Below are 26741 nucleotides of genomic sequence, written 5' to 3' on the forward strand. Positions count from 1 at the left end.
GCGCTATCCGTTGGCCGCTTCCAGCATATAGCCGAAGCCGCGGATGGTGCGGATGCTGATGCCGGCATCGGCTGTCTTTTGCCGGATGCGCGAAATATACACCTCCACCGCGTTCGGCGTGACGTCTTCGCCCCACGGCAGGATGGCATCGATGATCTGCTGCTTGCTGACCACCCGTGCGCTATGCTGCAGCAGGTATTCCAGCACCGCCCATTCGCGCACCGACAGATCGATCACGTTATCGCGCACGCGGGCGCGCTTGGCGCCGAGGTCCAGCACCAGCGCCCCCATCTGCAGCACACTTGGTTTGGGCGCGTGGCGCCTTGCCAGCGCCCGCAGGCGCGCTACCAGTTCCGGCGTGGCAAACGGTTTGACCAGGTAATCGTCGGCGCCCAGTTCCAGGCCGCGCACGCGGTCTTCCACCGCATCGCGCGCCGTCAGCAACAAAACCGGCAGCTGGCTGCCGCGCGCGCGCAGGCGGCGCACCACTTCGAAGCCGTCCAGGCCCGGCAAGCCGATATCGAGCACCAGCACATCGACCGGACCCGGACGCTGCAGCATGGCATCGGCTTCGCTGCCGTTCTGCAGCAGCTCCACTTTCATGCCATGGCCGGACAACACCCGAAGCACGCCATCGGCCAACACTGCGTCGTCTTCTACCAGGATTACGTGCATGGAGAGTTGAATAAGTTGATTACCGCGCATTATGCCTCGATTCATTACGAGGTAACAATTGCCTTGCATCATTATCGCCCCGCAGGAATCCCAGTTACCCAGCCGAAGCCGGCCAGCGCAGCGAGATTGCCCGCATCAATGGCGCCTTGCACCGTATCGACGACACGATCTGCAAGCCGTGGAAAGCGCCAGCGGTGTCCATGCGGAAACTGCCGCCCTCCATTGGAAAAAATGGGGACGTACCCCATTTTTTCCGGCGGCTGAAAAATGGGGTACGTCCCCAATTTTCAACAGTGCGCCGGCTAAAATTACAATGTTGTAGGACTAGCCTGACAAGCTGCCATGTTGCCAGCCTACATGACGGAGGTAACAGGTCTTATGTTCATCTCTCACATAGAAAATTAAAGTATTACCAACGCGATCGGCAAGCAGCATCCCTAAGAATGCCGACTGCAATACCGTGTACTTTAGTTCTGTGAGGATAAAATGAACAACACTCAACTTAGCGTCTCTGCCAAGAACTCGCTGTCGCAAGCAATGCCTATTGGTTCGTCGGAGTTCAAAGTTGCGTCCCGGCCGGTTGTCAGCTACAGCGGCGCCCAGCAAAATGAACTGCTGGCAGCCCTCCCTCGTGAAGCTCTGGAGTCCCTGTTTGAACACCTGGAACTGGTCCAGCTTCCTTTCGGCAAGGAACTGTTCGAGTTCGGCAGCAAGCTGGAATACGTCTACTTCCCGACCACCGCCATCCTGTCCCTGCTGTATGTCATGGAAGATGGCGCGACCACCGAGATCGCCGTGGTCGGCCATGAGGGCGTGGTGGGCGTGTCGATGTTTGCCGGTGAGCGCGCCATGAGCACCGCCGTGGTGCAAAGCGCCGGTTACGGTTATCGCCTGAAGGCGCAAGCCCTGCGCGACGCCTTCAACCAGGGTGGCGCCCTGCCCCAGCTGCTGATGCGCTACAACGCCGCGCTGTTCGCCCAGATGGCCCAGAACGCTGTCGGCGGCCGCCACAGCTCGATCGAGCAGAAATTGTGCCGTTGGCTGCTGGACCGCCTGGACCGCTCCGCCAGCAATGAATTGAAGGTGACCCAGGAAATGATTTCGATCATGCTGGGCGTGCGCCGCGAATCGATCACCGCTGCCGCCGGCAAGCTGCAGGAGGACGGCATGATCACCTACCGCCGCGGCAACATCACTGTGATTGATCGTGAAGGTCTGGAACGTTATGCGGGCGAGTGCTATAAGGTGGCGAAGGTGGAATATGATCGCCTGCTCGCTGATGTAGCTTGCTGCTAGGCTGCAGCAGCCCCGGGGGCAAGCCGCCCGCGGGGCGCTTGCCCCGGCCCTTCAGGGGAATATAAACCTCGATGCAGGTTCCCCGGTCACCCCGCCCACGGCGGATATTCAATACCCCACCCAGCAGCAAAGCCCGCTCCCGCATCCCCAGCAAGCCGTGCGACATTGGCTTGGCCAGCGTCGGGGCGGCAATCCCGATACCGTCGTCAATAATGCGCAGTACCAGCATGTCGTCGCGCTGCAGCTTGAGCGAGACGCTGACATGGCTCGCCTTGGCATATTTGCGGATATTGGTCAGCGATTCCTGTACGATACGGAACAGCGCAATCGACAGGCTGCTGTCGCCGGCCTTGGCTACGGCATCGATATCGGGACCGATTTCGGTCTCGCATGGAATATTGGCCATGCGCGTGAAGTCTTCACAATAGCTGTCAATGGCCGCACACAGGCCAAGGTTGTCCAGCAGGCTTGGGCGCAAATCTTCAATGATGCGGCGCTTCAGCTCCACCGTGTCGACCAGGGTACCGCGCGCCCGGCGCAACTGGGCCGCCAGCTCCGGATTGGTCTTTTGCAGCTGGTGCGCGACCGCTGCGATGTCCATGCTGATCGAGGTCAGGTTGGCCCCCATCTCATCGTGCAGCTCGCGCGACAGGCGCATCTTTTCTTCTTCGCTGATCGAGATCAGGTGGCGCGACAGTACGGACAGTTGCTCGGTACGCTGCTGCACCATCGATTCCAGGCTTTCATTCGAAAGCTGCAAGGCATGCTCGACCGCCGCCCGGTGCACGAAGCTGCGCCGTACCAGCTGGTAGAACATCACCAGCACCACGATGGCGATGGCATTGATGCCGGCCCCCATCACCACGGCCTTCTGGTATTCCTGGTAGAAGCTGGCGGCGCGCGCCGACATGGCTTCGCCCTGCTCGCGCACCATAATCACCACCTGCAGGCGGATTTCATCCATGCCGCTGCGCTCATCGCTGACCTTGGCAATATTGACGATATCGTCCAGTCCGCCATGTTTATAGACTTCAATCGCCTGGGTCAGGGTGGCGATGCGCTTGCGCACCAGGGCCTGCAGCTGCTGCAGGTTCTTCAACTGGATCGGGTTATTGGCGAGCAGCTTCTCCAGTTCGCGGAACTGTTGTTCGGATTCCGTGACCACCGAGCGCGTCGGGCCCAGGTAGGTTTCCTTGCCGGAGATGAAATAGCCGCGCGCGCTGCTGTCGGCGTCGAGCACCAGTACATTGAGGTATTGCAGGCGTTCGGCCACGCGCGAACTGAGCGCCAGTTGTTCATTGGCGCCCTTTAATGACTGCAGGTTATGAAACAGGCTGAAACCGTTGACGATAAGGATCAGCGCGCAGGTGACGCACAGTAGCGTTTTATAGAGCGGCAGCCGGTGCCGCGGCGCTGGTTCGATGGTGAAGTACATTTTCCCCATTATAGACCCGCAGCAAGATGCTGCCGCACGGAAAGCTAATTGTGCAGCACCGCAAAAGTGTAACCAGACGTATCAATCCAGCAAATTGTTCTTCATTGCGTAGTACGTCAAGTCGCTATTTGACTGCAGGCCCATCTTCTCCATAATGCGCGTGCGATACGTACTCACGGTCTTGATGCTCAGCGAAAGCGCCGTGCCGATATCGGACACGGTAGCACCGCGCGCCAGGCGCAGGAATACCTGGAATTCGCGGTCCGACAGCTCCGTATGCAGGGCGGTATTCGGGTCGCGGTCGAAGCTTTGCGCCAGCAGTTCGCCCACTTGCGAGCTGACATAGCGGCGGCCCTGGTGCACGGTGCGCACGGCGTTGATCAGTTCTTCCGCCTCGCATTCCTTGTTCAGGTACCCGTTGGCGCCCATCTTGAACAGGTTGAGCGCGTATTGCTGGGCCGGATAGCCGGACAGGATCAGCACCGGCAAGTCCGGCTGGCCCTGGCGGATGGTACGCAGAGTATCGATACCGCTCTGGTCCGGCATGGCGATGTCAAGCAACAGCACGTCGCACACTTCCTTGCGTGCGATGTCAAGCGCTTCGCGCCCGGTGCTCCCTTCAGCGACTACGCTGAACTCGTCCGACGACGAAAAGATTTGCTTGAAACCCGCCCGTACAATCTGGTGGTCGTCACAGATGGCTACGCGAATCATTGTCTTCCCTCTTGAATTCCTAGCTTGGGAACGGAGCCAGCGTCTGCAATATCACTAGCAAAATCATAACGTTAATATTGTAGCACCAATGGTTTAACAGTTTAGCCGAGTCTAACCGAAAAAAAGGACGCCTAAGCGCCCTTGCTACAGCTGCTTACAACTTTAGTAGCTCGAGGATGCTTTGCAATTCGCTGCGCAGCATCTCACGGTCTAGCGGCGGCGCTTCGTGTGCCATGCCCGGAGCTTCATCATACTCGCCTTGTGCCGATTCGGCAGCGCGGCTATCGAGCTTATTGCGCGCGCCGGAAATCGTAAAGCCCTGCTCGTACAGCAGCTCGCGGATACGGCGGATCAACAGCACTTCATGATGCTGGTAGTAGCGGCGGTTGCCGCGCCGTTTGACCGGTTTCAGCTGGGTGAATTCCTGTTCCCAATAGCGCAGCACGTGCGGCTTGACGCCGCATAGTTCACTGACTTCGCCGATGGTGAAATAGCGTTTCGCCGGAATTGGCGGCAACACTACCAGGTCTGCCTTGCCAGTACGGTCGTTCATTCACGCACCTGTGATGCTCAGGATGCGCGCGCCGTACCGGCGCTATCTTCGACCATGCCTTTCAGCTTTTGGCTGGCGTGGAAAGTCACGACACGGCGTGCCGTGATCGGGATTTCCTCGCCGGTTTTCGGGTTGCGGCCCGGACGCTGCGGTTTGTCGCGCAACTGGAAATTGCCGAAACCGGACAGTTTTACCGCTTCGCCCCGTTCCAGCGCGTTGCGGATCTCGTCAAAGAAGGTTTCGACCATGTCCTTGGCCTCGCGCTTGTTCAGGCCTACCTGTTCGAACAGAAGTTCGGCCAGTTCTGCCTTGGTCAGCGTAGGCAAATCTTTTTCAGCTTCCTGGCGTACCTTGGCGCTCTGCATTGCGCTGTGCAGTTCAGCGTCCAATGCGGATTCAAGTACGGCGGAATCGACGTCGTTGTTGTTAATTTTGCTGCCCTGCCTTTTAAAGTACATGAGTCCGGCAGTGCCGGACTCGCTGGTATTACTGGAATGTTAAATCAAGCCCGCAGTTTTGCGCCGTGTGCCAGGACAACATGGGCGGTCAGGGTCTTCATCAGCTCGTCCACTACATCATCCTGCAGGGTGTTTTGAGTATCTTGCAAGCTAAAGCGGAAAGCAAGCGATTTTTCGTCGCTTTCCAAGCCTTGGCCGCGATATTCATCAAACAAAACAATGGCTTGCACAATGCGCCCTTGAGCATGCGCCGCTACTGCGCCATGGAAGGCGTCGAGCAGGTCCTGCACCGGAACGGCCTGCTGCACCACCAGGGCAACGTCGCGCGTGGTGCCTGGGAACTTGGAAATCTCTTCATATTCTGGCACGTCGCGTTGCTGTAACGCAACGGCGTCGACTTCGAACAGCACCGGCGCCTTCGGCAAGTCGTACTTTTGCAGCCAGCGCGGATGCAGTTCGCCGATGAAACCGATCACCTTGCCGTCCAGTTCCACCGACGCGGCGCGGCCCGGGTGCAGGGCCGGGTGGGCCAGCTTGGCGAAGCGCAGCTGGCGCGGCGCGAACAGGGCTTCCAGGTCGGCCTTGACGTCGAAGAAGTCAACGTCACGGGCTTTCTGCCCCCACTGCTCGTCGGCTACCGGGCCATAGGCCATGGCGGCCACGCGTTGCGGCTGGTCGTAGCCGGCCACGGTCAACGGGCCGTCCTGCACCGAAGCGTCGCGCTTGAAGATGGCGCCAACTTCGAACAGGCGCACGCGCGGCTGCTTGCGGTTGACGTTGTAGCGCACATTGGCCACCAGGCTGCCGATCAGCGACGAGCGCATGACCGACATCTGCGAGGCGATCGGGTTTTGCAGCTTGATCGGGCTGTCGTTGCCATTGAAGTCCAGTTCCCATTGCGCTTCCACGAAGCTCATGTTGACCACTTCCTGGTAACCCAGGTCGGCCAGCTGGTGGCGCACGGCGAAGATCGAACGGGTATTTTCCGGTGCGATCAGCATCTCGGCTGCGGCCACCGGCGGCAGGGTCGGGATGTTTTCAAAGCCGTACACGCGGGCCACTTCTTCGATCAGGTCTTCTTCGATCTCGATATCGAAGCGGTAGGACGGCGCGGTGACGCTGAATACGCCGTCTGCCAGCGTGAATTCCAGGCCCAGGCGCTTGAAGATGTCGGCGACCATATCGTCGTTCAGCGCAACGCCGATCACCTTGGCTGCACGTGCGGTGCGCATCTGTACCGGCGCACGCTGCGGCAGGTTGACGACCTGGTCGTCGATGGCAGCGACTTTGGTGTCCGGCGTACCGCAGATTTCCACCAGCAGCGCGGTAATGCGCTCAAGGTGCTCAGGGATCGAGGCGAAGTCCACCCCGCGCTCGAAGCGGTGCGCGGCGTCGGTCGAAAAGTTGTACTTGCGGGCGCGCCCCTGGATGGCGTTCGGCCACCAGAACGCAGCTTCCAGGTAGATGTTGGTGGTGTCGTCCGACACGGCGGTAGCGTCGCCGCCCATGATGCCGGCCAGCGATTCCAGTTCCTTGTCATCGGCGATCACGCCAACCCATTCATCGACTTCGATGGTGTTGCCGTTCAGGAGCTTGATCTGCTCGCCCTTCCTGCCCCAGCGGACATCCAGCGAACCGTGGATCTTGTCCAGGTCGAACACGTGGGAAGGACGGCCCATTTCCAGCATCACGTAGTTGGAAATGTCCACCAGTGCCGATACGGGGCGCTGGCCGCTGCGCTCCAGGCGCTGCTTCATCCAGGCCGGCGTTTCGGCTTTCGCGTTCAGGCCGCGGATCACGCGGCCGGCGAAACGGCCGCACAGGTCAGGTGCACTCACCTTCACTGCCAGCTTTTCGTCCAGCGTGACCGGCACGATGCGGTTCTGCGGCAGGTTCAGTTGCGAACCGGTCAGCGCAGCGACTTCACGCGCCACGCCCAGCACCGACAGGCAGTCCGCCTTGTTCGGGGTCAGCTTGATGGTGAATTTCAGGTCGTTCAGCGCGAAGTAGTCGCGGATGTTCTGGCCGATCGGCGCGTCGTCCGGCAGCTCGATCAGGCCGCCGTGGTCTTCCGACAACTTCAGTTCGCGCGCGGAGCACAGCATGCCTTGCGACTCGACGCCGCGCAGCTGGCCAACCTTGATTTCGAATGGCTTGCCGTCGGCGCCTGGAGGCAGGACGGCGCCTGCCATGGCGCACGCCACTTTCAGGCCCGGGCGCACGTTTGGCGCGCCGCAGACGATGTTCAGCAGCGTGCCGGTACCCACGTCGACCTGGCAGACGTTCAGGCGGTCGGCGTTCGGGTGCTTGGCGGTTTCGCGCACATGGCCTACCACCACGTTGGTGAACGGCGGCGCTACTGGGTCGATGTCTTCCACTTCGAGGCCGGACATGGTCAGCATGTGTGCCAGTTCGTCCGAAGTCATCTTCGGATCGACCATTGTGCGCAGCCAGTTTTCAGAGAATTGCATAGTCAGCTTTCGTATCTTTTAGAACCGGTAAACCGGTGTCAGACCCGCAGGGTCTGACACCAATCCGCGGCTGTTGCGTCACCGGTGTCTGACCCTGCGGGTCAGACACCGCCTTACCGGTTTTAGTTGAACTGTTTCAGGAAGCGCAAATCGCCTTCATAGAACAGGCGCAGGTCATTGACGCCATAGCGCAGCATGGTCAGGCGCTCAAGGCCGGAGCCGAACGCGAAGCCGATGTACTTCTCCGGATCGAGACCGAAATTGCGCACCACATTCGGATGCACCTGGCCCGAGCCGGAAACTTCCAGCCAGCGGCCTTTCAGCGGACCGCTGCCGAATGCAATATCGATCTCAGCCGACGGTTCAGTGAACGGGAAATACGAAGGACGGAACCGCACTTGCAGGTCGTCCGTCTCAAAGAAAGCCTTGACGAAATTCAGGTACACGCCCTTCAAGTCAGCGAAGGAAATGTCTTCCGCGATCCACAGGCCTTCAACCTGGTGGAACATCGGCGAGTGGGTCGCATCGGAGTCGACACGGTAGGTGCGGCCCGGCGCGATCACCTTGATCGGCGGCTTGTTGTTGCGGGCATAGCGCACCTGCATCGGCGAGGTGTGGGTCCGCAGCAGCAGCGGCTTGCCGGTGCTGTCGTTGCCTTCAACGTAGAAGGTGTCCTGCATCGAACGCGCCGGGTGGTTCTCGGGCGAATTCAGTGCGGTGAAGTTGGTCCAGTCGGTTTCGATCTCAGGGCCGGCAGCGACGTCGAAACCGATCGAGCGGAAGATCTCTTCCACGCGCTCCCAGGTGCGCATCACAGGGTGGATGCCGCCCTTGGAGCGGCCACGGCCCGGGAGCGACACGTCGATCGCTTCAGCATTCAGGCGCAGCTGCAGTTGCGCTTCCGCCAGCGCGTCACGGCGCGCCGTCAGCGCGGTCTCGATCTGCACCTTGGCGGCGTTAATCAGGGCGCCCTGCGCCTTTTTCTCTTCAGGGTCCAGCTTGCCCAGGCCCTTCATCATTTCGGTGATCTGGCCAGTCTTGCCAAGGTACTTGGCTTTGGCGTTTTCAAGTGCGGCAGCGTCTACGGCGGCGAGGAAGTCAGCCTGCGCGGAGACGACGAGTTGTTCGAGCGAGTTCATCCGACTTTTTTCCTGTGTTGGAAATTAAAAACGGGACATAGCTAAGCCATGTCCCGCTTCTTATGAGCGCCGCCCGGAGGCAGCGCGCATCACTGGCAATTAAGCAGCGATCTTGGCTTTGACGACGTTGACAATCGCTGCAAATGCAGGCTTGTCCATCACAGCCATATCAGCCAGGACCTTACGGTCCAGTTCAATAGCAGCCTTCTTCAGGCCGTTCATGAACACGCTGTAGGTTACGCCGTGTTCGCGGGCAGCCGCGTTGATACGGGTGATCCACAGGGCGCGGAAGACGCGCTTCTTGTTACGACGGTCGCGGTATGCGTACTGGCCAGCACGCATCACTGCTTGCTTGGCAATACGGAATACTTTGCTGCGACGACCGCGGTAACCCTTGGCCAGGTTCAGTACTTTCTTATGACGGGCACGCGCGGTAACCCCACGTTTTACTCGAGGCATAGTAGCTCCTTAAATAATGTTGTGAGATTAAGCGGATGGCATCATGCGGTAGACGCTCTGAACGTCGGACGCATTGATGTTACGGGTGCCACGCAGTTGACGCTTGTTTTTGGTGGTCTTCTTGGTCAGGATGTGACGCTTGAACGCCATGCCCGACTTAACGGTGCCACCTGGGCGCACGCGAAAACGCTTTTTCGCGGAGCTCTTGGTTTTCATTTTTGGCATGTGAATGCTCCAATAATGACCGGATTGTAGGTGGCAGCAACACTACTGCACTTTTGGTGCCTACTCTCACGGGAACCCGGGAGTATAGCACAGCTTTTCTTAAAACCGGTAGTTTGGTGTCTGACCCGCAGGGTCAGACACCAAAATGCAAACGCCGCTGACCTCACCTGAAGCCAACGGCGCTCGCTATGACGGTGTCTGACCCTGCGGGTCAGACACCGGTTTACCGGTTTTACTTCTTCTTCTTCGGCGCCAGCACCATGATCATCTGGCGACCTTCCATCTTAGGGAACTGCTCGACCTGGCCATGCGGCTCCAGGTCAGCCTTCAGACGCTCCAGCATACGCATGCCGATGTCCTGGTGGGCCATTTCACGCCCGCGGAAACGCAGGGTGATCTTGGTCTTGTCACCGTCTTCCAGGAACTTGATCAGGTTGCGCAGCTTGATGTTGTAGTCGCCATCATCGGTACCCGGGCGGAATTTGACTTCCTTCACCGAGATCACCTTCTGCTTCAACTTGGCTTCGTGCGCCTTCTTCTGTTCCGAATACTTGAACTTACCGTAATCCATCAGTCGGCAGACCGGAGGATTCGCGTTCGGCGCGATCTCGACCAGGTCGACATCGGCCTCTTCCGCCAGGCGGAAGGCTTCGGCCAGGCTTACGATGCCCAGCGGTTCGTTGTCCACGCCCGACAGACGCATTTCGGGATGGGTGATCTCGCCATTGATGCGATGGGACTTGTCAGTAGCTATTGTAGTTTCCTTCAATGTTAATTTAGTGGGCCGGTTGCGGGGCTCCCCGCATTAGGCTTTGGTATCGACGTCGTTCTGAAGTCGCTCCACCAGGGCTTCGATCGACATAACGCCCAGATCGACATTGCCCCGCGCACGCACGGCCACGGTGTTGGCATCCCGTTCTTTGTCGCCCACCACGAGGATGAAAGGCACTTTTTGGACGGAATGTTCGCGGATTTTATACGTAATCTTCTCGTTGCGCAAATCAGCAGCAACGCGGAAGCCCAGCTTGCGCAGCCTGGATTCAAGCGCCTTGCAGTAATCCGCCTGGGCGTCGCTGATGTTCAGAATCGATACTTGCTGAGGAGCAAGCCACATCGGCAGCGCGCCCGCGTAGTTCTCGATCAGGATGCCGATGAAGCGCTCGAGCGAGCCGACGATTGCACGGTGCAGCATGACCGGGGTCTTGCGGGTGTTGTCATCCGCGACATATTCCGCACCCAGGCGGCCCGGCATGAAGAAGTCGACCTGCATGGTGCCGACCTGCCATGGGCGGCCCAGCGAATCCTTCAGGTGGTACTCGATCTTGGGACCATAGAATGCACCCTCGCCCGGCAGCTCCGTCCAGGTCACGCCGCAGGCGCGCAGGCCGGAGCGCAGCGCTTCTTCCGCCTTATCCCACACCTCGTCGTCCCCGATACGGTTATCCGGACGCAGCGCCAGCTTGACATCGATGTTCTCGAAGTGGAAATCTTTATAGACTTCCATCGCCTGCTGGTGGAATGCCACCACTTCCGGCTCGATCTGCTCATTGGTGCAGAAGATGTGACCATCATCCTGGGTGAAGCCGCGCACGCGCATGATGCCGTGCAATGCGCCGGATGGCTCATTGCGGTGGCACTGGCCGAACTCACCGTAGCGCAGCGGCAGATCGCGGTAGGAACGCAGGTCGCTGTTGAAGATCTGTACGTGGCCCGGGCAGTTCATTGGCTTCAGCGCGTAGGAACGGTTTTCGGACTCGGTCACGAACATGTTCTCGCGGTAGTTTTCCCAGTGGCCGGTCTTGCCCCACAGCGAAGCGTCCAGGATCTGCGGCGCCTTCACTTCCTGGTAGCCATTTTCCTGGTACTTGCGGCGCATGTACTGCTCCACCTGCTGCCAGATGGTCCAACCTTTCGGGTGCCAGAACACCAGCCCTGGCGCCTCGTCCTGGAAATGGAAGAAGTCCAGCTGCTTGCCCAGCTTGCGGTGGTCGCGCTTTTCCGCCTCTTCGAGCTGGAACAGGTACTGCTCCTGGTCTTCCTTCTTGGTCCAGGCGGTTCCGTAGACACGCTGCAGCATTTCGTTCTTGCTGTCGCCGCGCCAGTAGGCGCCGGCCAGCTTCATCAGCTTGAAGACTTTCAGTTTGCCGGTCGACGGCACGTGAGGGCCGCGGCACAAGTCGGTAAAGTTACCTTCGGTGTACAGAGACACGTCTTCATTGGACGGGATCGAAGCGATGATCTCGGCCTTGTAGTGTTCATTGACCGACTTGAAGTAGGCGACGGCTTCGTCGCGCGGCAGAACCTTGCGGGTCACCTGCTCGTCTTTCTTCGCCAGCTCGGCCATTTTCTTCTCGATCGCCACCAGGTCGTCCGGGGTAAATGGGCGCTTGTACGAGAAGTCGTAGTAGAAGCCGTTTTCGATCACCGGGCCGATGGTCACTTGCGCATCAGGGAAGAGTTCTTTGACAGCGTAAGCCAGCAAGTGAGCGGTCGAATGGCGAATGACGTCCAGGCCTTCCGGATCCTTGTCGGTCACGATGGCGACATCGGAGTCCTTCTCGATCAGGAAGGAAGTGTCGACGACCTTGCCATCAACCTTGCCGGCCAGGGCTGCCTTACCCAGGCTGGTGCTGATGTTGGACGCAAGCTGTGCCACGGTCAGCGGGGCATCGAATTGACGGACGGAACCGTCGGGCAGTCGGACTGAAACCATTATGGATCTCCGGAAGAAAAAGGTAATGCTGGAAAAAATGGACGAAAAAAAACGCGGGCTAGCCGCGTTTTTCTTCAATTGAACAAGCAAAAGAAAGCCGATCGACTAGCGTCACTCACCAACCTTGATGGTAGTTCGCGGTGTCATAACCGGTGTGCCTTTCTCGCTCTTACAAAATGTCTGGTGGGCGGTGAGGAATTCGAATCCCCGACCCCTTGGATGTCGACCAAGTATTCTAACCAGCTGAACTAACCGCCCGTGTCTTTTGCAATGGTACTACATAAAAATGTTCTGGTGGGCGGTGAGGAATTCGAATCCCCGACCCCTTGGATGTCGACCAAGTATTCTAACCAGCTGAACTAACCGCCCGAGAGCCAGCATTATAGAGAGCACTTCCCCCTGTGACAAGTGTTTTCCGAAGAAAACATTGCTGATATATTCAGGACACCATGCAAAACCACGATTCAACCCATCTTCACGCCCATCTGGACGGCGACGCGCAGCACGCACACTTCAATGAACACCGCAGCCAGGCTGCCCTCGCAGCCGCGCTGGCCCTGACTTTGGGCTTCGCAGTGGTCGAAGTCGGGGCCGGATTTTTGGCCAATTCGCTCGCCCTGATTTCCGATGCCGGCCATATGGTGACTGACGCCGCCGCACTCGGGCTGGCACTGCTGGCGCAACTGATCGCCAAGCGCCGCCCTTCCGCCCGCTACTCCTTCGGTTTTGGCCGCGCCGAGGCGCTGGCCGCATTCGTGAACGGGCTGGCAATGCTATTGGTGGTTGGCTGGATTGCGTTTGAGGCGGTGCAGCGCTTTGCATCGCCGGTGCCTGTGCAAGGCGGCACAGTGCTGGTCGTTGCGGGTATCGGCCTGGCAGTCAATTTGCTGGTCGCGTGGAGCCTTTCGCGCGACAAGGAAAGCCTGAACACCCGCGCGGCACTGGTGCATGTGCTGGGCGATTTGCTCGGTTCAGTCGCTGCACTCATCGCCGGCGGCGTGATCATGGCCACCGGCTGGATGCAGATCGACCCGCTCCTCTCATTGCTTGTTTCGCTGCTGATCTTGAAATCCACTGCCGGCGTCCTGCGCGAGTCATTCCACCACCTGATGGAGGGCGTGCCCGACAACGCCGACTATGCAAAGATCGGCGCCGATCTGGCTGCGGTGCCGGGCGTGGTCTCGGTACACGATCTACATGTGTGGGAAATGTCACCCGGCCAACCGGCACTGATCGGCCACCTAGAGATTAACGACCTGCAGGCATGGCCGCAAATCCTGCAACAGGTAAAAGCCATGCTGTTACTGACACACAAAATCGATCACATCACCCTACAGGCCGAGGCGACACAACAATCATGATCCTGGTTATCGCCATTATTCTGGTTCCGCTGTGCCTGAATATATTCGCGACCTTGCTGATTCGGCGCGATCAGTATTCCGAAAAGACGCAAAAACTGGCGCAATAGCTCTTCGTTTGGCTAGTCCCCATCATCGGGGCAGTAACAGTTTGGGGTGTGCTCCGAAATCATGAAAAGGCATCGGGAAATTACCGCGATGCTCGAGGTCTAAGTGACGACTATACCGGCATGGGAAATCCCTTGCGGCCCATTGCGCTAGCATCTGGCGCCAACACGCCAGACTTTGGCACGGCTTGGGGCACCGGCGCCCCACGGGAGGGCTGCTCCCTCAGGCGCGACGGGCTTCGAGGATGCCGCTGACTTCGCAGATGGCGGCCAATGCTTTTTGCAACTGGCTGGTAGCGCCAATTTCGACCGTAAATGTCATGCGCGCCTGGCCTTTGGCGGATTGGGTATTGACGCCGGTGACGTTGATTTTCTCGCGCGAGAAGATCTCGGAAATGTCGCGCAATAAACCCTGGCGGTCGGTGGCCAATACGAACAAATCAACCGGGAATACCGTATCCGAGCGGGCAGCGCCCCATGCCGTCACGATTACGCGCTCCGGCGCCTTGGCGCGCATTTCAGCGAAGTTCTTGCACGAGGCGCGGTGAATTGAAACACCTTTGCCGCGCGTGACAAAACCTACAATTGGATCAGGCGGCGCCGGTTTGCAGCATTTGGCCAGTTGCGTCATCAGGCCATCGGTGCCGACCACCAATACCCCCGATTTAGCACCGGATTCCACGCTTGAATTGCGGCTCTTATTAACTGCCACCTGGTCGGTCGAATCTTCTTCGGCCTCGGCCGGGTCGCGCAAGGCTGCCTCAACGTGGCGCAGCGAGAACTCATCCTTACCTACGGCAAGGAACAGGTCATCCACTTTGCCAAAGCCCAGCTTCTGCGCCAGCGCTTCCAGGTTGACGGCAGTCTTGCCTTCGCGCTGCAGCGATTTCTCGACCAGGGAGCGACCGTTGGCGACCGTTTCCTGCACGTCGATGGCATGGAACCAGGCGCGCACCTTGGTGCGGGTACGGTTCGAGACTGTGTAGCCGGGGCTCAGCCAGTCGCGTGACGGTCCGGCCGTGCCAGGCGCCCCCTTGGCAGTGATGATTTCGCAAGTTTGACCGCTTTTCAACGCTGTATTCAGCGGCACCATCTGGCCGTCGACGCGCGCGCCGCGGCAGCGGTGGCCGACATCGCTGTGCAAGTGATAGGCAAAGTCGATCGGTGTGGCGCCGACCGGCAGCTCGATCACGCGCGCCTGCGGCGTCAGCACGAAGATGCGGTCGTCCAGTGTGGTGGATTTGAGTTTTTCCACCCACTCGCGCTGCTGGTCCTCATTGTTGACCACGGCATCGGCCACCTCGGTCTTCCAGGCCAGCAGTTGGCGCAGCCAGGCGATCTTTTCGTCGTACTGCTGCCCTTTGAAGTTGGAGCCGCCCTCCTCCTTGTAGCGCCAGTGGGCCGCCACACCGTATTCGGCGAAGTTGTGCATTTCCTGGGTGCGGATCTGCACTTCGAGGGGACGGCCATCGTCCGCGGTCACCACGGTGTGCAGCGACTGGTAGCCGTTCGGCTTGGGGCGGGAAATATAATCGTCGAATTCTTTCGGGATCGGGGTCCAGATATTGTGGACCACGCCGAGCACCGTATAGCAGGTCTTCACGTCCTCCACGATCACGCGGAAGGCGCGCACGTCGTACAGCTCCGAGAAGTCCAGGTCCTTGCCCTTCATCTTGTTCCAGATGGAATAGATGTGCTTGGGCCGGCCAAACACTTCGGCCTTGATGCCGGCCGAGGCCAGCTCGGACTGCAGGCGCGCAATGGAAGACGTGACGAAGCTCTCGCGCGCCATGCGCTTCTCTTCCAGCATCTTCGCAATGCGCTTATAGGTTTCCGGCTCGATGAAGCGGAACGACAGGTCTTCCAGCTCCCACTTGATCTGCCAGATGCCGAGGCGGTTGGCCAGCGGCGCGTAAAGGTCCAGGGTCTCGCGTCCATAGGCGCGCGTCACATCGTCGAAGCGCTTGATGTCGGAGAAGTAGCGCAAGGTGGTGCAGCAGGAAGCCAGCCGCACCAGCACCACGCGCATATCGGTGGCCATTGCCAGCAGCATCTTGCGCAGCGACTCGACCTGGGCGACTGCCTGCTGCGCTGCGGTCTTGGTGCGGGCCGCACTGCCGGAGGAGGCCAGCGTCAGTTCGCGCAGGCGGATCAGCTGGCGCACGCCGGCCACCAGGTCGTTGACTTCCTTGCCGTAGCGCGGCTCGATGGAAGGGGCGGTATCGGCGTCGAGCAGGGTCAGCTCGAACATCAGTGCCGCGATGCGGGTTTCCGCATCGGTGCGCAGGATGGCCAGTGTGCTGGCCACCCCGACGGCAAACTCCAGGGCGTCTTGCCCGTGACCGGTAATACGTCCGCTATACGCCTGGCTGGCGTGGTCGAGCGCAGCCAGCACGCGCGCCCCATCGTCGACGGACAAGCCTTGTACCAGCGCGTCCGTCGTTGCGCTATTAAGAGCCGCGATTGAAACCATTACTAAGCTTTCACAGACCTTGTGCGGCCGTCACCACGATTTCCAGCAGCCATTCGGGACGGGCGAGTTGCGCCACGACGGTTGCGCGCGGAGGGGTGTTGCCTTCGACGACCCAGGCGTCCCACACCTCGTTCATGCCGGGGAAATTGGCCAGGTCGGTGATGTAGATTTGCGCCATCAGGATGCGCGACTTGTCGCTGCCTGCTTCGGCCAGCAGCTTGTCGATCTGGGCCAGTACGTCTTTGGTCTGGGCCTGGATGTCGCCGCCGACTGCGGGAACCATGCCTGCCAGGTAGATGGTGCCATTGTGCACTGCCATTTCGGACAGGCGCTTACCAACGTGAAAACGATTGATTTCCATATTGCCTTCTTAGTGGTTCAACAAAAAATCTTTGGCGATCGCGATCTGGTCCTCGTGCAGGAAGGTCGGCGCATGGCCAACGTTCGGAATCTCCACCAGCATGGCTTTCGGCCCGCGCTGGGTCATGGCCTCCGCCGTTTCGCGCGACAGCAGGTCCGAATTGGCGCCGCGCACCAGCAAGGTCGGGCAGCGGATCGCATCGTAGGCTGCCCACAGCATGGCCTCGTCGGCCTTGGCGGATTCGGGTGTCACCGACTGGAACGGCAGGGCCAGCCCCATGTCATAGTGGCGCACCCACGAGCCGTCCTTGTCCTGGACCAGCACATCGGCGGCCAGCTTGTGCCACTCCGCATCGGTGTGTTCGCCGAAGGTGGCCGACACCATTTTCACGAATTCGGCGCCGGCCTTGAAGGTCGGGAAACGCACGTCCTGTGCGATGTAGTCGCCGATGCGCTGGATCGCCACCGGATCGAGGGTGGGGCCGATATCGTTCAATACCAGCTTGCTGACGGGACTATCGGGCAGCGAGGCCAGGCCCATGCCGATCAGGCCACCCATCGAGGTGCCGAACCAGCTGAGTGTTTCGCCATTGGCCAGCACGCGCGCCAGCAGGGTCACCATATCGCTGACATACTGGGGAAGGCGGTACAGTTGCGGATTCACCAGGCTGCCGGAACGGCCGCGGCCCACCACGTCGGGGCAAACCACACGGTAGTCTTTGCACAATGACTGTGCAAGATTGTCGAAATCGTCAGAAACACGGGTCACGCCGTGCACGCAAACCAGCACGTTTGGGTTGTCCTGCTCGCCCCATTCCTTGTATGCCATCTGGTGCAGGCCAGACATGGAGAAACACTGAACGGATTTGATTTTCGCTTCTGTCATTCGGTCCTCGCTCCCCGTACTATTGGTTTTTGCGCTACATTCTACATTGGCTAACTAATTATAGGGGACCAAATGGTCAGCACGACTTTGCGCGGCAAAACTGCGCTCGTTACCGGCTCCACTTCCGGCATCGGCCTGGGCATCGCGCGCAGCCTGGCAGCGGAGGGCGCCAACATCGTCTTGAACGGCTTTGGCGATGCAGGTGAAATCGCCCGGCTGCAGCAATCGCTGGCCGCCGAATACGGCGTGCAGGCCGGCTACCACGGCGCCGACATGAGCAAGCCGGCCGATATCGAAGCCATGATGGCCTATGCCGCCGAAAAATTCGGCGGCGTCGACGTGCTGGTGAATAACGCCGGCATCCAGCATGTGGCCAATGTCGAGGACTTCCCGGCCGAGCGCTGGGACGCGATCATTGCCATCAACCTCACTTCCGCTTTCCACACTACCCGCCTGGCACTGCCGCAAATGAAGGCGCGCAACTGGGGCCGCATCATCAACCTGGCCTCGGTGCACGGACTGGTGGCTTCTGCCGGCAAGTCGGCCTATGTGGCGGCCAAGCACGGCCTGGTGGGCTTTACCAAGGCCACCGCACTGGAAACCGCACGGACCGGCATCACCTGCAACGCGATCTGCCCGGGCTGGGTCCTGACGCCACTGGTGCAGAAGCAGGTCGACGCCCGTGCCGAAAAAGAAGGCTTGTCGAACGAAGCGGCCAAGGCCGCACTGCTGGCGGAAAAACAGCCGTCGGGCGAATTCGTCACGCCGGAAGAGCTGGGGGCGATGGCAGTCTTCCTGTGCTCGGACGCGGCAAAGCAGATGCGCGGCGTCGCCTGGAATATGGATGGCGGCTGGGTCGCCCAGTAATCAGGCCTGCTGCGCCAGGTAGTTGTTCTTCAGGCGCATATAGTGCTCGGCCGAGTACCTGAAATGCGCTATCTCCTGTTCGGTCAGCTCGCGGATGCGCATCGCGGGCCGGCCGACGTACAAACCGCCGCTTTTCAGCACCTTGCCGGGGGCCACCAGGCTGCCCGCCCCCACCATCACATGCGGTTCGATCACCACGTCGTCCATGACGATGGCGCCCATGCCGACCAGGCATTCGTTGCCGATGGTACAGCCATGCAGCAGTACCGAATGGGCGATCGTGACGTGCTTGCCGATGGTTAGCGCCGCGCCTTCCGGTTTGGCTGCCGAGCGGTGCGACACATGGCACATGGCGAAGTCCTGCACGTTGCTGCCCTCGCCGACCGTAATGCGGTTGACGTCGCCGCGCAGCACGGCGTTGCACCAGATTGAAGCATCGCGCCCGATGCTGACATCGCCGATGATTTGCGCGGACGGGTGGGCAAACACGCCGTCGGCGAGCTGCGGGAAGGTGTCGAGGTAGGGTTGCAAGGTCATGGCGCGATTATAGGGCTTGCGCCAGCGCGGCACGCATCCGATTGTGGTTTTCCACAATGGGGATAGACACAATAGCGGCAAGGCAACACGTTTGCCATGATGGGCATATTCGGAGACAACGAGGCCCTCTCATCATGGAAAAGAAACCCTTCTATAAAATCCTGTACGTACAGGTCCTGTTCGCCATTTTCTGCGGCGTCTTGCTCGGCATCTACCTGCCGACCGACGCGGTAGCCATGAAACCGCTGGGCGACGGCTTCATCAAGCTGATCAAAATGATCATTGCCCCGGTCATCTTCTGTACCGTGGTGAGCGGTATCGCCGGCATGCAGGACGTGAAGAAGATCGGCCGCGTCGGCGGAAAAGCCCTGGTCTATTTCGAGATCGTTTCCACCTTCGCCCTGGTCCTTGGCCTGGCAGTAGCCAACTTCGTGCAGCCAGGCGCCGGCTTCAACGCCGACCCGCACACGCTGGACACCAAGTCCATCGCCCAATATACGGAAAAGACCAAGTCGCTGACCACCACCGACTTCCTGCTGAACATCATCCCCAACACCGTGTTCGACGCCTTTGCCAAGGGCGACATCCTGCAAGTGCTGCTGGTTGCCATCCTGTTCGGCTTCGCCCTGTCGCTGCTGGGTGAACGCGGCCGTCCAGTCACCAAGCTGATCGACGAGGTATCGCACGCCTTCTTCGGCATGGTCAACATCATCATGAAGGCCGCCCCGATCGGCGCTTTCGGCGCCATGGCCTTTACCATTGGTAAATACGGTATCGCTTCCCTGCTGCCGCTGGCAAAGCTGATGGGTTCGTTCTACCTGACCTGCTTCCTGTTCGTGTTCATCGTGCTGGGCTTGATCGCCAAATACACCGGCTTCTCGATCTCGCGCTTCATCTCCTACATCAAGGAAGAGCTGCTGATCGTGCTGGGCACCTCGTCCTCGGAAAGCGCCCTGCCATCCCTGATGCGCAAGCTGGAACGCCTGGGCGCCTCCAAGCCAGTGGTTGGCCTGGTGGTACCGACCGGCTACTCCTTCAACCTGGACGGCACCAATATCTACATGACCATGGCCGCCCTCTTCGTTGCCCAGGCCACCAACACCGACCTGACGCTGTGGCAGCAGTTGACCATTCTCGGCGTTGCCATGCTGACCTCGAAAGGCGCGTCCGGCATCACCGGCGCCGGCTTCATCACCCTGGCAGCAACCCTGGCCGTGGTGCCAAGCATCCCGGTGGCCGGCATGGCCCTGATTCTCGGCATCGACCGCTTCATGAGCGAATGCCGCGCCCTGACCAACTTCGTCGGCAATGGCGTGGCAACCCTGGTGGTGGCCAAGTGGGAAGGTGAACTGGACATGGATACCCTGAAACGCGAGCTGGCCAACCCTACCCCGCTGAATACACCGGCCCAGGCTGCCCCAGCCCAAGCCCTGGCAGCAACCGCCGAGTAAGTTCCCCTCCCCTTACCACTAAGACAGGCCTCATGCAATCATGCATGGGGCCTGTCTTTTTTTGTGGTTAGAATGTAACGAAGAGTATTCGGTTGAATGTTGACTTACGGAAACACGCCTCCTAGAATAAACTCACTAATAATGCATACAGAACGGACGCCAGGATGAGACACCCCAGCCACCGTGGTTTTACCCTGATTGAAGTGATGATTGCCGTCGCTATTGTCGGTATCCTTGCTGCAGTCGCCATACCCAACTACACGCGCTACGTGGTCCGCGGCAACCGGGCAGCTGCGCAGCAGCACCTGATTGACCTGGCCCAGCGCGAACAGCAGTTCCTGGCCGATGCGCGCGTCTACAAAGACTCGGTAAGCGGCCTGAACATGCAAACGCCCGCTGCCGTCTCCAAGTTCTATACCATCGCCATCCAGACGGATAACGGCCCGCCGCCAAAATTCAAGATCATTGCCACCCCGGTCGCGGGCACCGGCCAGGTTGACGATGGCGAAATCAGCATCGACCAGGCCGGCGCCAAACTGCCAGCCGATAAGTGGTGATGCCATGAAGCGCCAAGACGGCTTCGGCCTTGTGGAAATGATGGCAGTGGTCGCTGTGATTGCCATCCTGGCAGGGGTCGGCATGCCGGCCATGCAGGATTTCATCACCAACCAGCGTGTGAAGAGCACTTCGAGCGACCTGTTCACCAGCATCCTGCGTGCGCGCAGCGAGGCCATCAAGCGCAACCGGGACGTGACCATCACCCCCAGCACCAGCTGGAGCACGGGTTGGAGCATTCCAAGCCCGAATGCCGGCGAACCTGCCCTGGCCAGTTTTACCACGCGCTCTTCGATCACGGTCGCCGGCCCGGCAGGCGGCTTGACGTTCACCGCTGCCGGCCGCGTCAAAGGCGATGCCAGCCCACAGTTTTCCATTACGTCGTCCACCGGCAAAGCCAGCTGCATCAAGATTGACCTGGGCGGCCGCCCGAACGTACAACCCAAATCATGCTGACACCAACCATGCGCCGCCAACACGGCATAACGATGATTGAAGTCCTGGTCACGATCGTGATCCTGGCCTTCGGCTTGCTGGGCATTGCAGTATTCCAGTCCAAAGCCAGCGTCGGCTCGATCGAATCGTACCAGCGCGCCCAGGCTGTCATCTTGCTGGACGACATGACCGCCCGCGTGCAAGGCAACCCGCAGAATAGCACCGCCTACCAGTCCAGCAGCATCGGCACCGGCGACGCACAGCCAGCCGATTGCAGCGCCGTTGGCGCCGGCGCCGCGCGCGATCTCTGCGAATGGAGCAATTTGCTGAAAGGCGCTGCGGAAAGCGATAGCAGTACCAAGGTCGGCGCCATGATCGGTGCGCGCGGCTGCATTACCCTGCTGCAGGCCGCCGACCCGTCCCCCGGCGTTTGCAAACCGGGCATCGTCCAGGTCGCGGTTGCCTGGCAAGGTCTGCACGCCACCCAGGCTCCATCCCTGGACTGCGGCAAGAATCAATTCGGCGACGAAACCTATCGCCGCCTGATTGCCGCCCAGGTCCTGATTCCTCAACTCGAATGCAAATGAGGAGCCCATCCATGCATATTTACCGCCGTCGCGAGCAAGGCTTTACCGTAGTTGAGCTGATGGTGGCTGTCGCCATCGGCCTGTTGATGCTCGCCGGCTTGTCGACCCTGTTCACCAGCAATAGCGCCGCCCAGATGGAAATCGAGCGCGCCAACCGCCAAGTGGAAAACGGACGCTATGCCATGCAACTGATGACCGGCGACCTGCGCAACGCCGGCTATTATTCCGAGTACGACCCGATCGAACTGGCCATCCCGGCCATACTGCCCGATCCATGCGCCACGGACCTGGCCACCATCCGCGGTGCCATCGCCTTTGCCGTGCAGGGCTATGACAACAGCAATACGCTTGGCTGCCTGTCCGACGTCAAGGCCGGTACCGACGCGGTGGTGGTACGCCATACCCACACTTGCGTGGTGGGCGCGGCCGATTGCGAAGATGCCGCTGCCGGCGGGCCCTTCTTCCAGGCCTCAAGCTGCGCCAACCAGTACGAGCTCGGTTCCAATGACAAGACCAAGCATTACCAGGTCTCCGCGATCGACACCGGCTTCACGCTGCACAAGTACAACTGCACCGAGGTCAATAACAGCGGCACCCCGGCCGATGTGCGCCGGCTGCTGACCCATATCTACTTCGTCGCCAACAACAGCCTGGCCGGGGACGGCATCCCTACCCTCAAGCGCGCCGAAGTGGTGAGCAAGAACGGCGTCATGTCGGTGCAGATCGTGCCGCTGGCCGAAGGGATCGAAAACATGCAGCTCGAATACGGCCTTGACGGTGACGAGGATGGCGTGGCCGAATCCTTCAGCACCAAGATCAGCGACGCCGACTGGGGCAAGGTGGTATCGGTCAAGCTGCACCTGCTGGCGCGCACCCTGAGCCCATCGCTCGGCCATACCGACACCAAGACCTATGTGCTGGGTGCCGGCGAAGATGGCAAGCCCAACGTCATCAGCGCCGCCAACGATAAATACAAACGCCACGTTTTCACTTCACTGATTGGCTTGCCTAACGTGGCCGGAAGGAAATCCTGATGAAACACCCCGCACTCCACCGGCAAAGCGGCATGACCCTGGTCGTGGCACTGGTCATGCTTGTGCTGATCACCTTGCTGGCGATGACAACGTTCAACCTGGGCAAGTCGAGTATCCAGGTAGTCAACAATATGCAAAACCGCGATGAAGGCATTGCCGCCAGCCGCAGCGTGCTCGACGAGGCAATGTCCAGCACCCGCTTCTTCGACACGCCAACCGATGCGCTGAACCAGCCTTGCCTGAACAGCAACCATCGCTGCTTCGACCTCAATGGCGACAGCGTGATCGATATCGTCACCGCCTTGAGCACGCCCAAATGCGTCAAGGTGCGCACCATCAAGGCCATCGAACTCGACATCACAGGCAGTGAGGAAGACCGCGGCTGCAGCCTGGGTACGCCAGGAGACTTCGGCATTGTCGGCGGCCAGGCCCAGCGCGGCAATTCGATGTGTGCCGATACCACGTGGGAGATGACCGCCACCAGCCAGGACCAGCAGGTCCAATCCGAAGTCGTCATGGTGCAAGGCGTCGCGATGCGCGTCCCGACCGACAACGCGGATACCACATGTAAATAATATTTAGCCCGCTTCTTATTGAGAGCCAGCCATGCAAAAAAAGCTATTACTCACCGCGGCCGCCAGCCTCGGTGCATGCGCCACCCTCCTGTCGTTCCCTGCTGGCGCTGACGACATCGATATCTTTACCGGCGCCTCGGCCGGTACCTCGATCAATCCACGCATCCTGATCGTACTGGACAATACGTCCAACTGGTCGCGCCAGTCGCAGAAATGGCCAGGCGGACTGAGCCAGGGTCAATCGGAGGTGCGCGCCATCAAGAGCGCGATTTCCACCCTGGACGAAAAGGTCAACGTCGGCCTGTTCGAATTTGTCACCGACGGCACCGCCAACGACAATGGCGGCTTCGTGCGCTACCAGGTGCAGCCGATGACGCCGTCGGCCAAGGGGGCTTTCGGTACCCGCCTCGACACGATCGACACCAACATTACCAGCCCGATCGAGAAACGCAATTCGGGCACGATGTACGGCAACCTGATGTATGACGTGTACAACTACCTCGGCGGCCTGCCTGGCTATTCCGCCGCGCAAGGCGTCACGCCAAGTTCGATTGCCGACCCCAACGGCTATATCGCCAAGTGGGCACCGTTCAAGTCGCCCCTGTCGGACGACGCCAGCTGCGCCAAGACCATTGTCATCTTCGTCACCAATCCGGACCAGAGCGGCCCGACCAAGGACGACGCCGCCAACACCAGCCGCTTGCAGAGCCTGGGCGGCAACACCAAACAGCTCGGCCTGCCGAACTTCTCGACCCAGACCGTCAAGAGCATCACCAATATCGGCCAGACCTCGGTCTGCTACTCGAGCCAGACCGCGGCCGCCGCCGAGCTGAATATGGCGCCATGGCCCACCACTTGCAGCAACTACACCGACGGCTGCCAGATCGGTTCGGCACTGAACAACGGCAGCAAGGTTTGTCCGGTCGGCACCTCGTCGTTCGCAATCAACGGCGTCAACAGTACCGTGACCAATGTGCCGACGGGCGGCGAAACCACCGACGGCAATCCCTGGAACGCCGACGAGTGGGCACGCTTCATGCACGACAAGGGCGTACCAATCCCGGCCAGCAGCATGAAGTCCAAGGTCACGTTCTACACCATCGACGTGTATAACGCCCAGCAAAACATCGAGCATACCAAGCTGATGCTGAGCATGGCCAAGGCCGGCGGCGGCAAGTATTTCGCCGCCAAGAGCCAGCAAGCCATCCTTGATGCGTTGAACCAGATCCTGGGCGAAGTGCTGGCCGTGAACTCGACCTTTGCATCGACTTCCCTGCCGGTGAACTCCACCAACCGTTCGCAGAACCAGAACCAGGTCTTCATCGGCATGTTCCGTCCCGACCCGGATGCCAAGCCGCGCTGGTTCGGCAACCTGAAGCGCTACCAATTGGTGCTGGACGGCTCCGACGTCAAGCTGGGCGATGCCAACGGCCAGTTGGCGGTCAACGACAACACCGGCTTTATCACCGACTGCGCGCAAAGCTTCTGGACCGTCGACAAAGGCCCCTACTGGGACAAGCTCGGCATCAACCCCGACCCGGCAAGCGGCTGCCGCACCCTGGCGAAAGGCGTATCGCCCTATTCCGATGCGCCGGACGGTCCATCGGTTGAAAAAGGCGCGATGGCGCAAATGCTTCGCAACGGTAACGATCCAGCGAAGACCGGCAACCCGACCTACGCCGTCAACCGCACGCTATACACCCGCGTCGCGGGCGGCACTTCCCTGGTGCCTTTCGACACCACCAATAGCGGCCTGTCGAGCGACCTGGTCAACTTCATCAAGGGCGCCGACGTCACGCAGGAACGCGGGCCGGACAATCCGAACACCACCACCCGGCCGTCGATCCATGGCGACGTGATCCACTCGCGCCCACTGCCGCTGGCCTACGACGAGAACAATGTGTTCGTGTTCTACGGCTCCAATGATGGCTTCTTCCGCGCCGTGGATGCCAGCAACGGCAAGGAACGCTGGGCCTTTATTGCCCCTGAATTCTTCAGCCGCCTGGGGCGCCTGAAGGACCAGACCCCGCTGGTGAACTACCCGAACGTGGCAGGTCCCGGCGATGTCTCGGCCATCGGCAGCCCGAAGGACTATTTCTTTGACGGTTCCACCGGCGTATTCCAGAACCAGCCGATCGATGCCAGCGAGGCCAAGAAGATCTGGATCTACCCGACCATGCGCCGCGGCGGCCGCATGGTGTACGGCCTGGACGTCACCGACATCGACAATCCGCGCCTGATGTGGTCGGCCGGTTGCCCGAACCTCACTGACGACAATGGCTGCACCACCGGCTTTGACGGCATTGGCCAGACCTGGTCGGTTCCAGGTGTCGCCTTCGTCAAGGGTTATTCGGCCACCCGTCCCCTGATCATGATGGGCGGCGGCTACGACAACTGTGAAGATGCCAACACCGGTGCACCGACCTGCATTGCCGGCAAAGGCGGCTACGTCTACATCATGGACGCGGAAACCGGCTCCCTGCTGGCCAGCTTCAAGACCAAACGCAGCGTGGTGGGCGATATCTCCATGGTCGATATCGACAACGACGGCATGCCGGACTACGCCTACGCGGCCGATATGGGCGGCAACATCTACCGCATCGACTTCATCGACGGGCCGACCACCAAGGGCGCCCTGGCCGCCAGCAACTGGCGCATGTACCGCGTGGCCTACACCAATGAAGCCAGCAGCCCGCGCAAGTTCATGTTCGGCCCGGCACTGCTGTACACCAAAGGCTTCGTCTATATCGCCCTGGGCAGCGGCGACCGCGAGCACCCGCTGTCCTGGCAGTACCCATACGATTCGACCGCCAACCGCTTCTACGTCGCGCTGGACAACCTTGCCACCAAGCCGGCAACCGACGACGCCGGCCTGAATATGGACACCAGCCTGACCAACAGCACCTCGCCCACCGACTGCAATGCGCCAAACGTGCTGCCGAATGGCAGCAGCCGCGGCTGGTTCATGGGATTGCAAAAGGGTGAGCAGGTCGTGACCTCCTCCCTGATCGTCGGCGGCACCGTGATGTTCAGTACCAACCGCCCGATCGTCGGCAATGCAGCCAGCTGCTCCACCGCGCTGGGCGAGGCACGCGGCTACGTGGTCAACCTGTTCAACGCTTCCGGCGCGATCGGCACCGACAGCTTCTGCGGCGGCAACCGCTCCTCCGCCTTCGCCGGCGGCGGCTTGCCGCCTTCGCCGGTCATGGCCAGCGGCGTGGAAGTTCGCGGCGAGCCAGGCACCCCGTCGCGCCGCGTATCGGTGGTGATCGGCTCCGGCTACACCCCGTCGGCGATCAACTCCGCCGCGGTCAAGCCGAAGATCAGCTCAGTTCGCAAACGTAAATACACTTACGTTAAGGGACAGTAAGAAACCAG

Annotated in this window: 25 protein-coding genes and 2 tRNA genes; 10 read left to right on the forward strand and 17 right to left on the reverse strand. The window is 60.2% G+C overall.

All coding sequences use genetic code 11. The features are described from left to right. Nucleotides 1-3: 3 nt before the first annotated feature. Complete coding sequence (locus tag ACWBU6_RS18030; RefSeq protein ID WP_452644784.1) at nucleotides 4-675, reverse strand: response regulator transcription factor; 672 nt, start codon at nucleotides 673-675, stop codon at nucleotides 4-6. A 486-nt stretch (nucleotides 676-1161) separates the two neighbouring features. On the opposite strand from ACWBU6_RS18030, the gene ACWBU6_RS18035 reads away from it, so the two are divergent. Next, entirely contained in the window at nucleotides 1162-1971 is an 810-nt protein-coding gene (locus ACWBU6_RS18035) for a Crp/Fnr family transcriptional regulator (protein WP_452644785.1), read from the forward strand. On the opposite strand, the gene ACWBU6_RS18040 is transcribed toward ACWBU6_RS18035, so the two are convergent. The 12 genes from ACWBU6_RS18040 to ACWBU6_RS18095 all read right to left on the reverse strand — a co-directional run bounded on the left by ACWBU6_RS18040 (nucleotide 1868) and on the right by ACWBU6_RS18095 (nucleotide 12507). After that, complete coding sequence (locus ACWBU6_RS18040; RefSeq protein WP_452644786.1) at nucleotides 1868-3406, reverse strand: CHASE3 domain-containing protein; 1539 nt, start codon at nucleotides 3404-3406, stop codon at nucleotides 1868-1870. The genes ACWBU6_RS18035 and ACWBU6_RS18040 overlap by 104 nt on opposite strands. A gap of 81 nt (nucleotides 3407-3487) precedes the next feature. Continuing rightward, complete coding sequence (locus ACWBU6_RS18045) at nucleotides 3488-4120, reverse strand: response regulator (RefSeq protein WP_028101218.1); 633 nt, start codon at nucleotides 4118-4120, stop codon at nucleotides 3488-3490. A gap of 154 nt (nucleotides 4121-4274) precedes the next feature. Beyond that, complete coding sequence (locus ACWBU6_RS18050; protein WP_452644787.1) at nucleotides 4275-4673, reverse strand: MerR family transcriptional regulator; 399 nt, start codon at nucleotides 4671-4673, stop codon at nucleotides 4275-4277. 17 nt (nucleotides 4674-4690) lie between these two features. Then, complete coding sequence (locus tag ACWBU6_RS18055; protein ID WP_452649579.1) at nucleotides 4691-5038, reverse strand: integration host factor subunit alpha; 348 nt, start codon at nucleotides 5036-5038, stop codon at nucleotides 4691-4693. A gap of 137 nt (nucleotides 5039-5175) precedes the next feature. Further along, nucleotides 5176-7602 (reverse strand): phenylalanine--tRNA ligase subunit beta, encoded by a 2427-nt coding sequence (pheT, locus tag ACWBU6_RS18060; protein WP_452644788.1) that lies wholly within the window; start codon nucleotides 7600-7602, stop codon nucleotides 5176-5178. 122 nt (nucleotides 7603-7724) lie between these two features. Further along, nucleotides 7725-8741, reverse strand: a complete 1017-nt coding sequence (pheS, locus tag ACWBU6_RS18065; protein WP_028101214.1) for a phenylalanine--tRNA ligase subunit alpha — start codon at nucleotides 8739-8741, stop codon at nucleotides 7725-7727. A 99-nt stretch (nucleotides 8742-8840) separates the two neighbouring features. After that, a complete protein-coding gene (rplT, locus tag ACWBU6_RS18070; protein WP_028101213.1) occupies nucleotides 8841-9200 on the reverse strand; it encodes a 50S ribosomal protein L20 in 360 nt (119 codons plus the stop codon). Nucleotides 9201-9227: 27 nt separating this feature from the next. Beyond that, nucleotides 9228-9425 (reverse strand): 50S ribosomal protein L35, encoded by a 198-nt coding sequence (gene rpmI / locus ACWBU6_RS18075; RefSeq protein WP_056135342.1) that lies wholly within the window; start codon nucleotides 9423-9425, stop codon nucleotides 9228-9230. Between the two features lie 232 nt (nucleotides 9426-9657). Then, nucleotides 9658-10194: a translation initiation factor IF-3 gene (infC, locus tag ACWBU6_RS18080; RefSeq protein ID WP_130312028.1), complete on the reverse strand. Its 537-nt coding sequence runs from the start codon at nucleotides 10192-10194 to the stop codon at nucleotides 9658-9660. A 36-nt stretch (nucleotides 10195-10230) separates the two neighbouring features. Further along, entirely contained in the window at nucleotides 10231-12138 is a 1908-nt protein-coding gene (gene thrS / locus ACWBU6_RS18085; RefSeq protein ID WP_452644789.1) for a threonine--tRNA ligase, read from the reverse strand. 181 nt (nucleotides 12139-12319) lie between these two features. After that, nucleotides 12320-12396 (reverse strand) — tRNA-Val (locus tag ACWBU6_RS18090). Nucleotides 12397-12430: 34 nt separating this feature from the next. Continuing rightward, nucleotides 12431-12507 (reverse strand) — tRNA-Val (locus ACWBU6_RS18095). Nucleotides 12508-12587: 80 nt separating this feature from the next. Here ACWBU6_RS18095 and ACWBU6_RS18100 point away from each other — a divergent pair. Next, on the forward strand, nucleotides 12588-13499 hold the full coding sequence (locus ACWBU6_RS18100) for a cation diffusion facilitator family transporter (RefSeq protein WP_452644790.1): 912 nt from the start codon (nucleotides 12588-12590) through the stop codon (nucleotides 13497-13499). A 327-nt stretch (nucleotides 13500-13826) separates the two neighbouring features. Here the strand turns inward: ACWBU6_RS18100 and ACWBU6_RS18105 are convergent, their stop codons facing one another. Genes ACWBU6_RS18105 through ACWBU6_RS18115 form a run of 3 tightly spaced genes read right to left on the reverse strand, consistent with a single transcriptional unit; the run spans nucleotide 13827 to nucleotide 17322 of the window. Continuing rightward, the gene (locus tag ACWBU6_RS18105) at nucleotides 13827-16076 is read right to left on the reverse strand and encodes a RelA/SpoT family protein (protein ID WP_452644791.1); all 2250 of its coding nucleotides are present in this window, start codon (nucleotides 16074-16076) and stop codon (nucleotides 13827-13829) included. A gap of 10 nt (nucleotides 16077-16086) precedes the next feature. Next, nucleotides 16087-16437 carry a RidA family protein gene (locus ACWBU6_RS18110; protein WP_452644792.1) on the reverse strand — a complete coding sequence of 117 codons (351 nt, stop codon included), beginning with the start codon at nucleotides 16435-16437 and terminating at the stop codon, nucleotides 16087-16089. A gap of 9 nt (nucleotides 16438-16446) precedes the next feature. Further along, nucleotides 16447-17322, reverse strand: a complete 876-nt coding sequence (locus ACWBU6_RS18115) for an alpha/beta fold hydrolase (RefSeq protein ID WP_452644793.1) — start codon at nucleotides 17320-17322, stop codon at nucleotides 16447-16449. A 72-nt stretch (nucleotides 17323-17394) separates the two neighbouring features. On the opposite strand from ACWBU6_RS18115, the gene ACWBU6_RS18120 reads away from it, so the two are divergent. After that, nucleotides 17395-18189 (forward strand): 3-hydroxybutyrate dehydrogenase, encoded by a 795-nt coding sequence (locus tag ACWBU6_RS18120; protein WP_452644794.1) that lies wholly within the window; start codon nucleotides 17395-17397, stop codon nucleotides 18187-18189. On the opposite strand, the gene ACWBU6_RS18125 is transcribed toward ACWBU6_RS18120, so the two are convergent. Next, nucleotides 18190-18726, reverse strand: coding sequence for a gamma carbonic anhydrase family protein (locus tag ACWBU6_RS18125; protein WP_452644795.1), 537 nt, complete (start codon nucleotides 18724-18726; stop codon nucleotides 18190-18192). Between the two features lie 134 nt (nucleotides 18727-18860). On the opposite strand from ACWBU6_RS18125, the gene ACWBU6_RS18130 reads away from it, so the two are divergent. The 7 genes from ACWBU6_RS18130 (at nucleotide 18861) to ACWBU6_RS18160 (ending at nucleotide 26733) form a co-directional block, all read left to right on the forward strand. Beyond that, the gene (locus ACWBU6_RS18130) at nucleotides 18861-20177 is read left to right on the forward strand and encodes a dicarboxylate/amino acid:cation symporter (RefSeq protein ID WP_452644796.1); all 1317 of its coding nucleotides are present in this window, start codon (nucleotides 18861-18863) and stop codon (nucleotides 20175-20177) included. Nucleotides 20178-20341: 164 nt separating this feature from the next. Then, the gene (locus tag ACWBU6_RS18135) at nucleotides 20342-20734 is read left to right on the forward strand and encodes a type IV pilin protein (RefSeq protein WP_452644797.1); all 393 of its coding nucleotides are present in this window, start codon (nucleotides 20342-20344) and stop codon (nucleotides 20732-20734) included. 4 nt (nucleotides 20735-20738) lie between these two features. Continuing rightward, nucleotides 20739-21188, forward strand: coding sequence for a GspH/FimT family pseudopilin (locus tag ACWBU6_RS18140; RefSeq protein ID WP_452644798.1), 450 nt, complete (start codon nucleotides 20739-20741; stop codon nucleotides 21186-21188). Then, the gene (locus ACWBU6_RS18145; RefSeq protein WP_452644799.1) at nucleotides 21182-21754 is read left to right on the forward strand and encodes a type IV pilus modification PilV family protein; all 573 of its coding nucleotides are present in this window, start codon (nucleotides 21182-21184) and stop codon (nucleotides 21752-21754) included. Before ACWBU6_RS18140 ends, ACWBU6_RS18145 begins: the two co-directional genes overlap by 7 nt. 11 nt (nucleotides 21755-21765) lie before the next feature. Continuing rightward, a complete protein-coding gene (locus ACWBU6_RS18150) occupies nucleotides 21766-22788 on the forward strand; it encodes a PilW family protein (protein ID WP_452644800.1) in 1023 nt (340 codons plus the stop codon). Continuing rightward, nucleotides 22788-23363, forward strand: a complete 576-nt coding sequence (locus ACWBU6_RS18155) for a hypothetical protein (RefSeq protein WP_452644801.1) — start codon at nucleotides 22788-22790, stop codon at nucleotides 23361-23363. The genes ACWBU6_RS18150 and ACWBU6_RS18155 overlap by 1 nt, the downstream gene beginning before the upstream one ends. A gap of 31 nt (nucleotides 23364-23394) precedes the next feature. Next, nucleotides 23395-26733 (forward strand): pilus assembly protein, encoded by a 3339-nt coding sequence (locus ACWBU6_RS18160; RefSeq protein ID WP_452644802.1) that lies wholly within the window; start codon nucleotides 23395-23397, stop codon nucleotides 26731-26733. The last annotated feature ends 8 nt before the right edge of the window (nucleotides 26734-26741 follow it).

The organism is Pseudoduganella sp. HUAS MS19, from assembly GCF_053615455.1.

Bases quoted from the DNA above. Each gene is read 5' to 3' on its own strand.
- pheT (WP_452644788.1), bottom strand. From the start codon at position 7,602: ATGCAATTCTCTGAAAACTGGCTGCGCACAATGGTCGATCCGAAGATG.
- ACWBU6_RS18045 (WP_028101218.1), bottom strand. From the start codon at position 4,120: ATGATTCGCGTAGCCATCTGTGACGACCACCAGATTGTACGGGCGGGT.
- ACWBU6_RS18050 (WP_452644787.1), bottom strand. From the start codon at position 4,673: ATGAACGACCGTACTGGCAAGGCAGACCTGGTAGTGTTGCCGCCAATT.
- ACWBU6_RS18100 (WP_452644790.1), top strand. From the start codon at position 12,588: ATGCAAAACCACGATTCAACCCATCTTCACGCCCATCTGGACGGCGAC.
- ACWBU6_RS18110 (WP_452644792.1), bottom strand. From the start codon at position 16,437: ATGGAAATCAATCGTTTTCACGTTGGTAAGCGCCTGTCCGAAATGGCA.
- ACWBU6_RS18055 (WP_452649579.1), bottom strand. From the start codon at position 5,038: ATGCAGAGCGCCAAGGTACGCCAGGAAGCTGAAAAAGATTTGCCTACG.
- ACWBU6_RS18030 (WP_452644784.1), bottom strand. From the start codon at position 675: ATGCACGTAATCCTGGTAGAAGACGACGCAGTGTTGGCCGATGGCGTG.
- ACWBU6_RS18150 (WP_452644800.1), top strand. From the start codon at position 21,766: ATGCATATTTACCGCCGTCGCGAGCAAGGCTTTACCGTAGTTGAGCTG.
- ACWBU6_RS18120 (WP_452644794.1), top strand. From the start codon at position 17,395: ATGGTCAGCACGACTTTGCGCGGCAAAACTGCGCTCGTTACCGGCTCC.
- ACWBU6_RS18040 (WP_452644786.1), bottom strand. From the start codon at position 3,406: ATGTACTTCACCATCGAACCAGCGCCGCGGCACCGGCTGCCGCTCTAT.
- ACWBU6_RS18035 (WP_452644785.1), top strand. From the start codon at position 1,162: ATGAACAACACTCAACTTAGCGTCTCTGCCAAGAACTCGCTGTCGCAA.
- pheS (WP_028101214.1), bottom strand. From the start codon at position 8,741: ATGAACTCGCTCGAACAACTCGTCGTCTCCGCGCAGGCTGACTTCCTC.
- rpmI (WP_056135342.1), bottom strand. From the start codon at position 9,425: ATGCCAAAAATGAAAACCAAGAGCTCCGCGAAAAAGCGTTTTCGCGTG.
- ACWBU6_RS18130 (WP_452644796.1), top strand. From the start codon at position 18,861: ATGGAAAAGAAACCCTTCTATAAAATCCTGTACGTACAGGTCCTGTTC.
- ACWBU6_RS18140 (WP_452644798.1), top strand. From the start codon at position 20,739: ATGAAGCGCCAAGACGGCTTCGGCCTTGTGGAAATGATGGCAGTGGTC.
- thrS (WP_452644789.1), bottom strand. From the start codon at position 12,138: ATGGTTTCAGTCCGACTGCCCGACGGTTCCGTCCGTCAATTCGATGCC.
- ACWBU6_RS18125 (WP_452644795.1), bottom strand. From the start codon at position 18,726: ATGACCTTGCAACCCTACCTCGACACCTTCCCGCAGCTCGCCGACGGC.
- ACWBU6_RS18160 (WP_452644802.1), top strand. From the start codon at position 23,395: ATGCAAAAAAAGCTATTACTCACCGCGGCCGCCAGCCTCGGTGCATGC.
- ACWBU6_RS18145 (WP_452644799.1), top strand. From the start codon at position 21,182: ATGCTGACACCAACCATGCGCCGCCAACACGGCATAACGATGATTGAA.
- ACWBU6_RS18115 (WP_452644793.1), bottom strand. From the start codon at position 17,322: ATGACAGAAGCGAAAATCAAATCCGTTCAGTGTTTCTCCATGTCTGGC.
- ACWBU6_RS18155 (WP_452644801.1), top strand. From the start codon at position 22,788: ATGAAACACCCCGCACTCCACCGGCAAAGCGGCATGACCCTGGTCGTG.
- ACWBU6_RS18135 (WP_452644797.1), top strand. From the start codon at position 20,342: ATGAGACACCCCAGCCACCGTGGTTTTACCCTGATTGAAGTGATGATT.
- rplT (WP_028101213.1), bottom strand. From the start codon at position 9,200: ATGCCTCGAGTAAAACGTGGGGTTACCGCGCGTGCCCGTCATAAGAAA.
- ACWBU6_RS18105 (WP_452644791.1), bottom strand. From the start codon at position 16,076: ATGGTTTCAATCGCGGCTCTTAATAGCGCAACGACGGACGCGCTGGTA.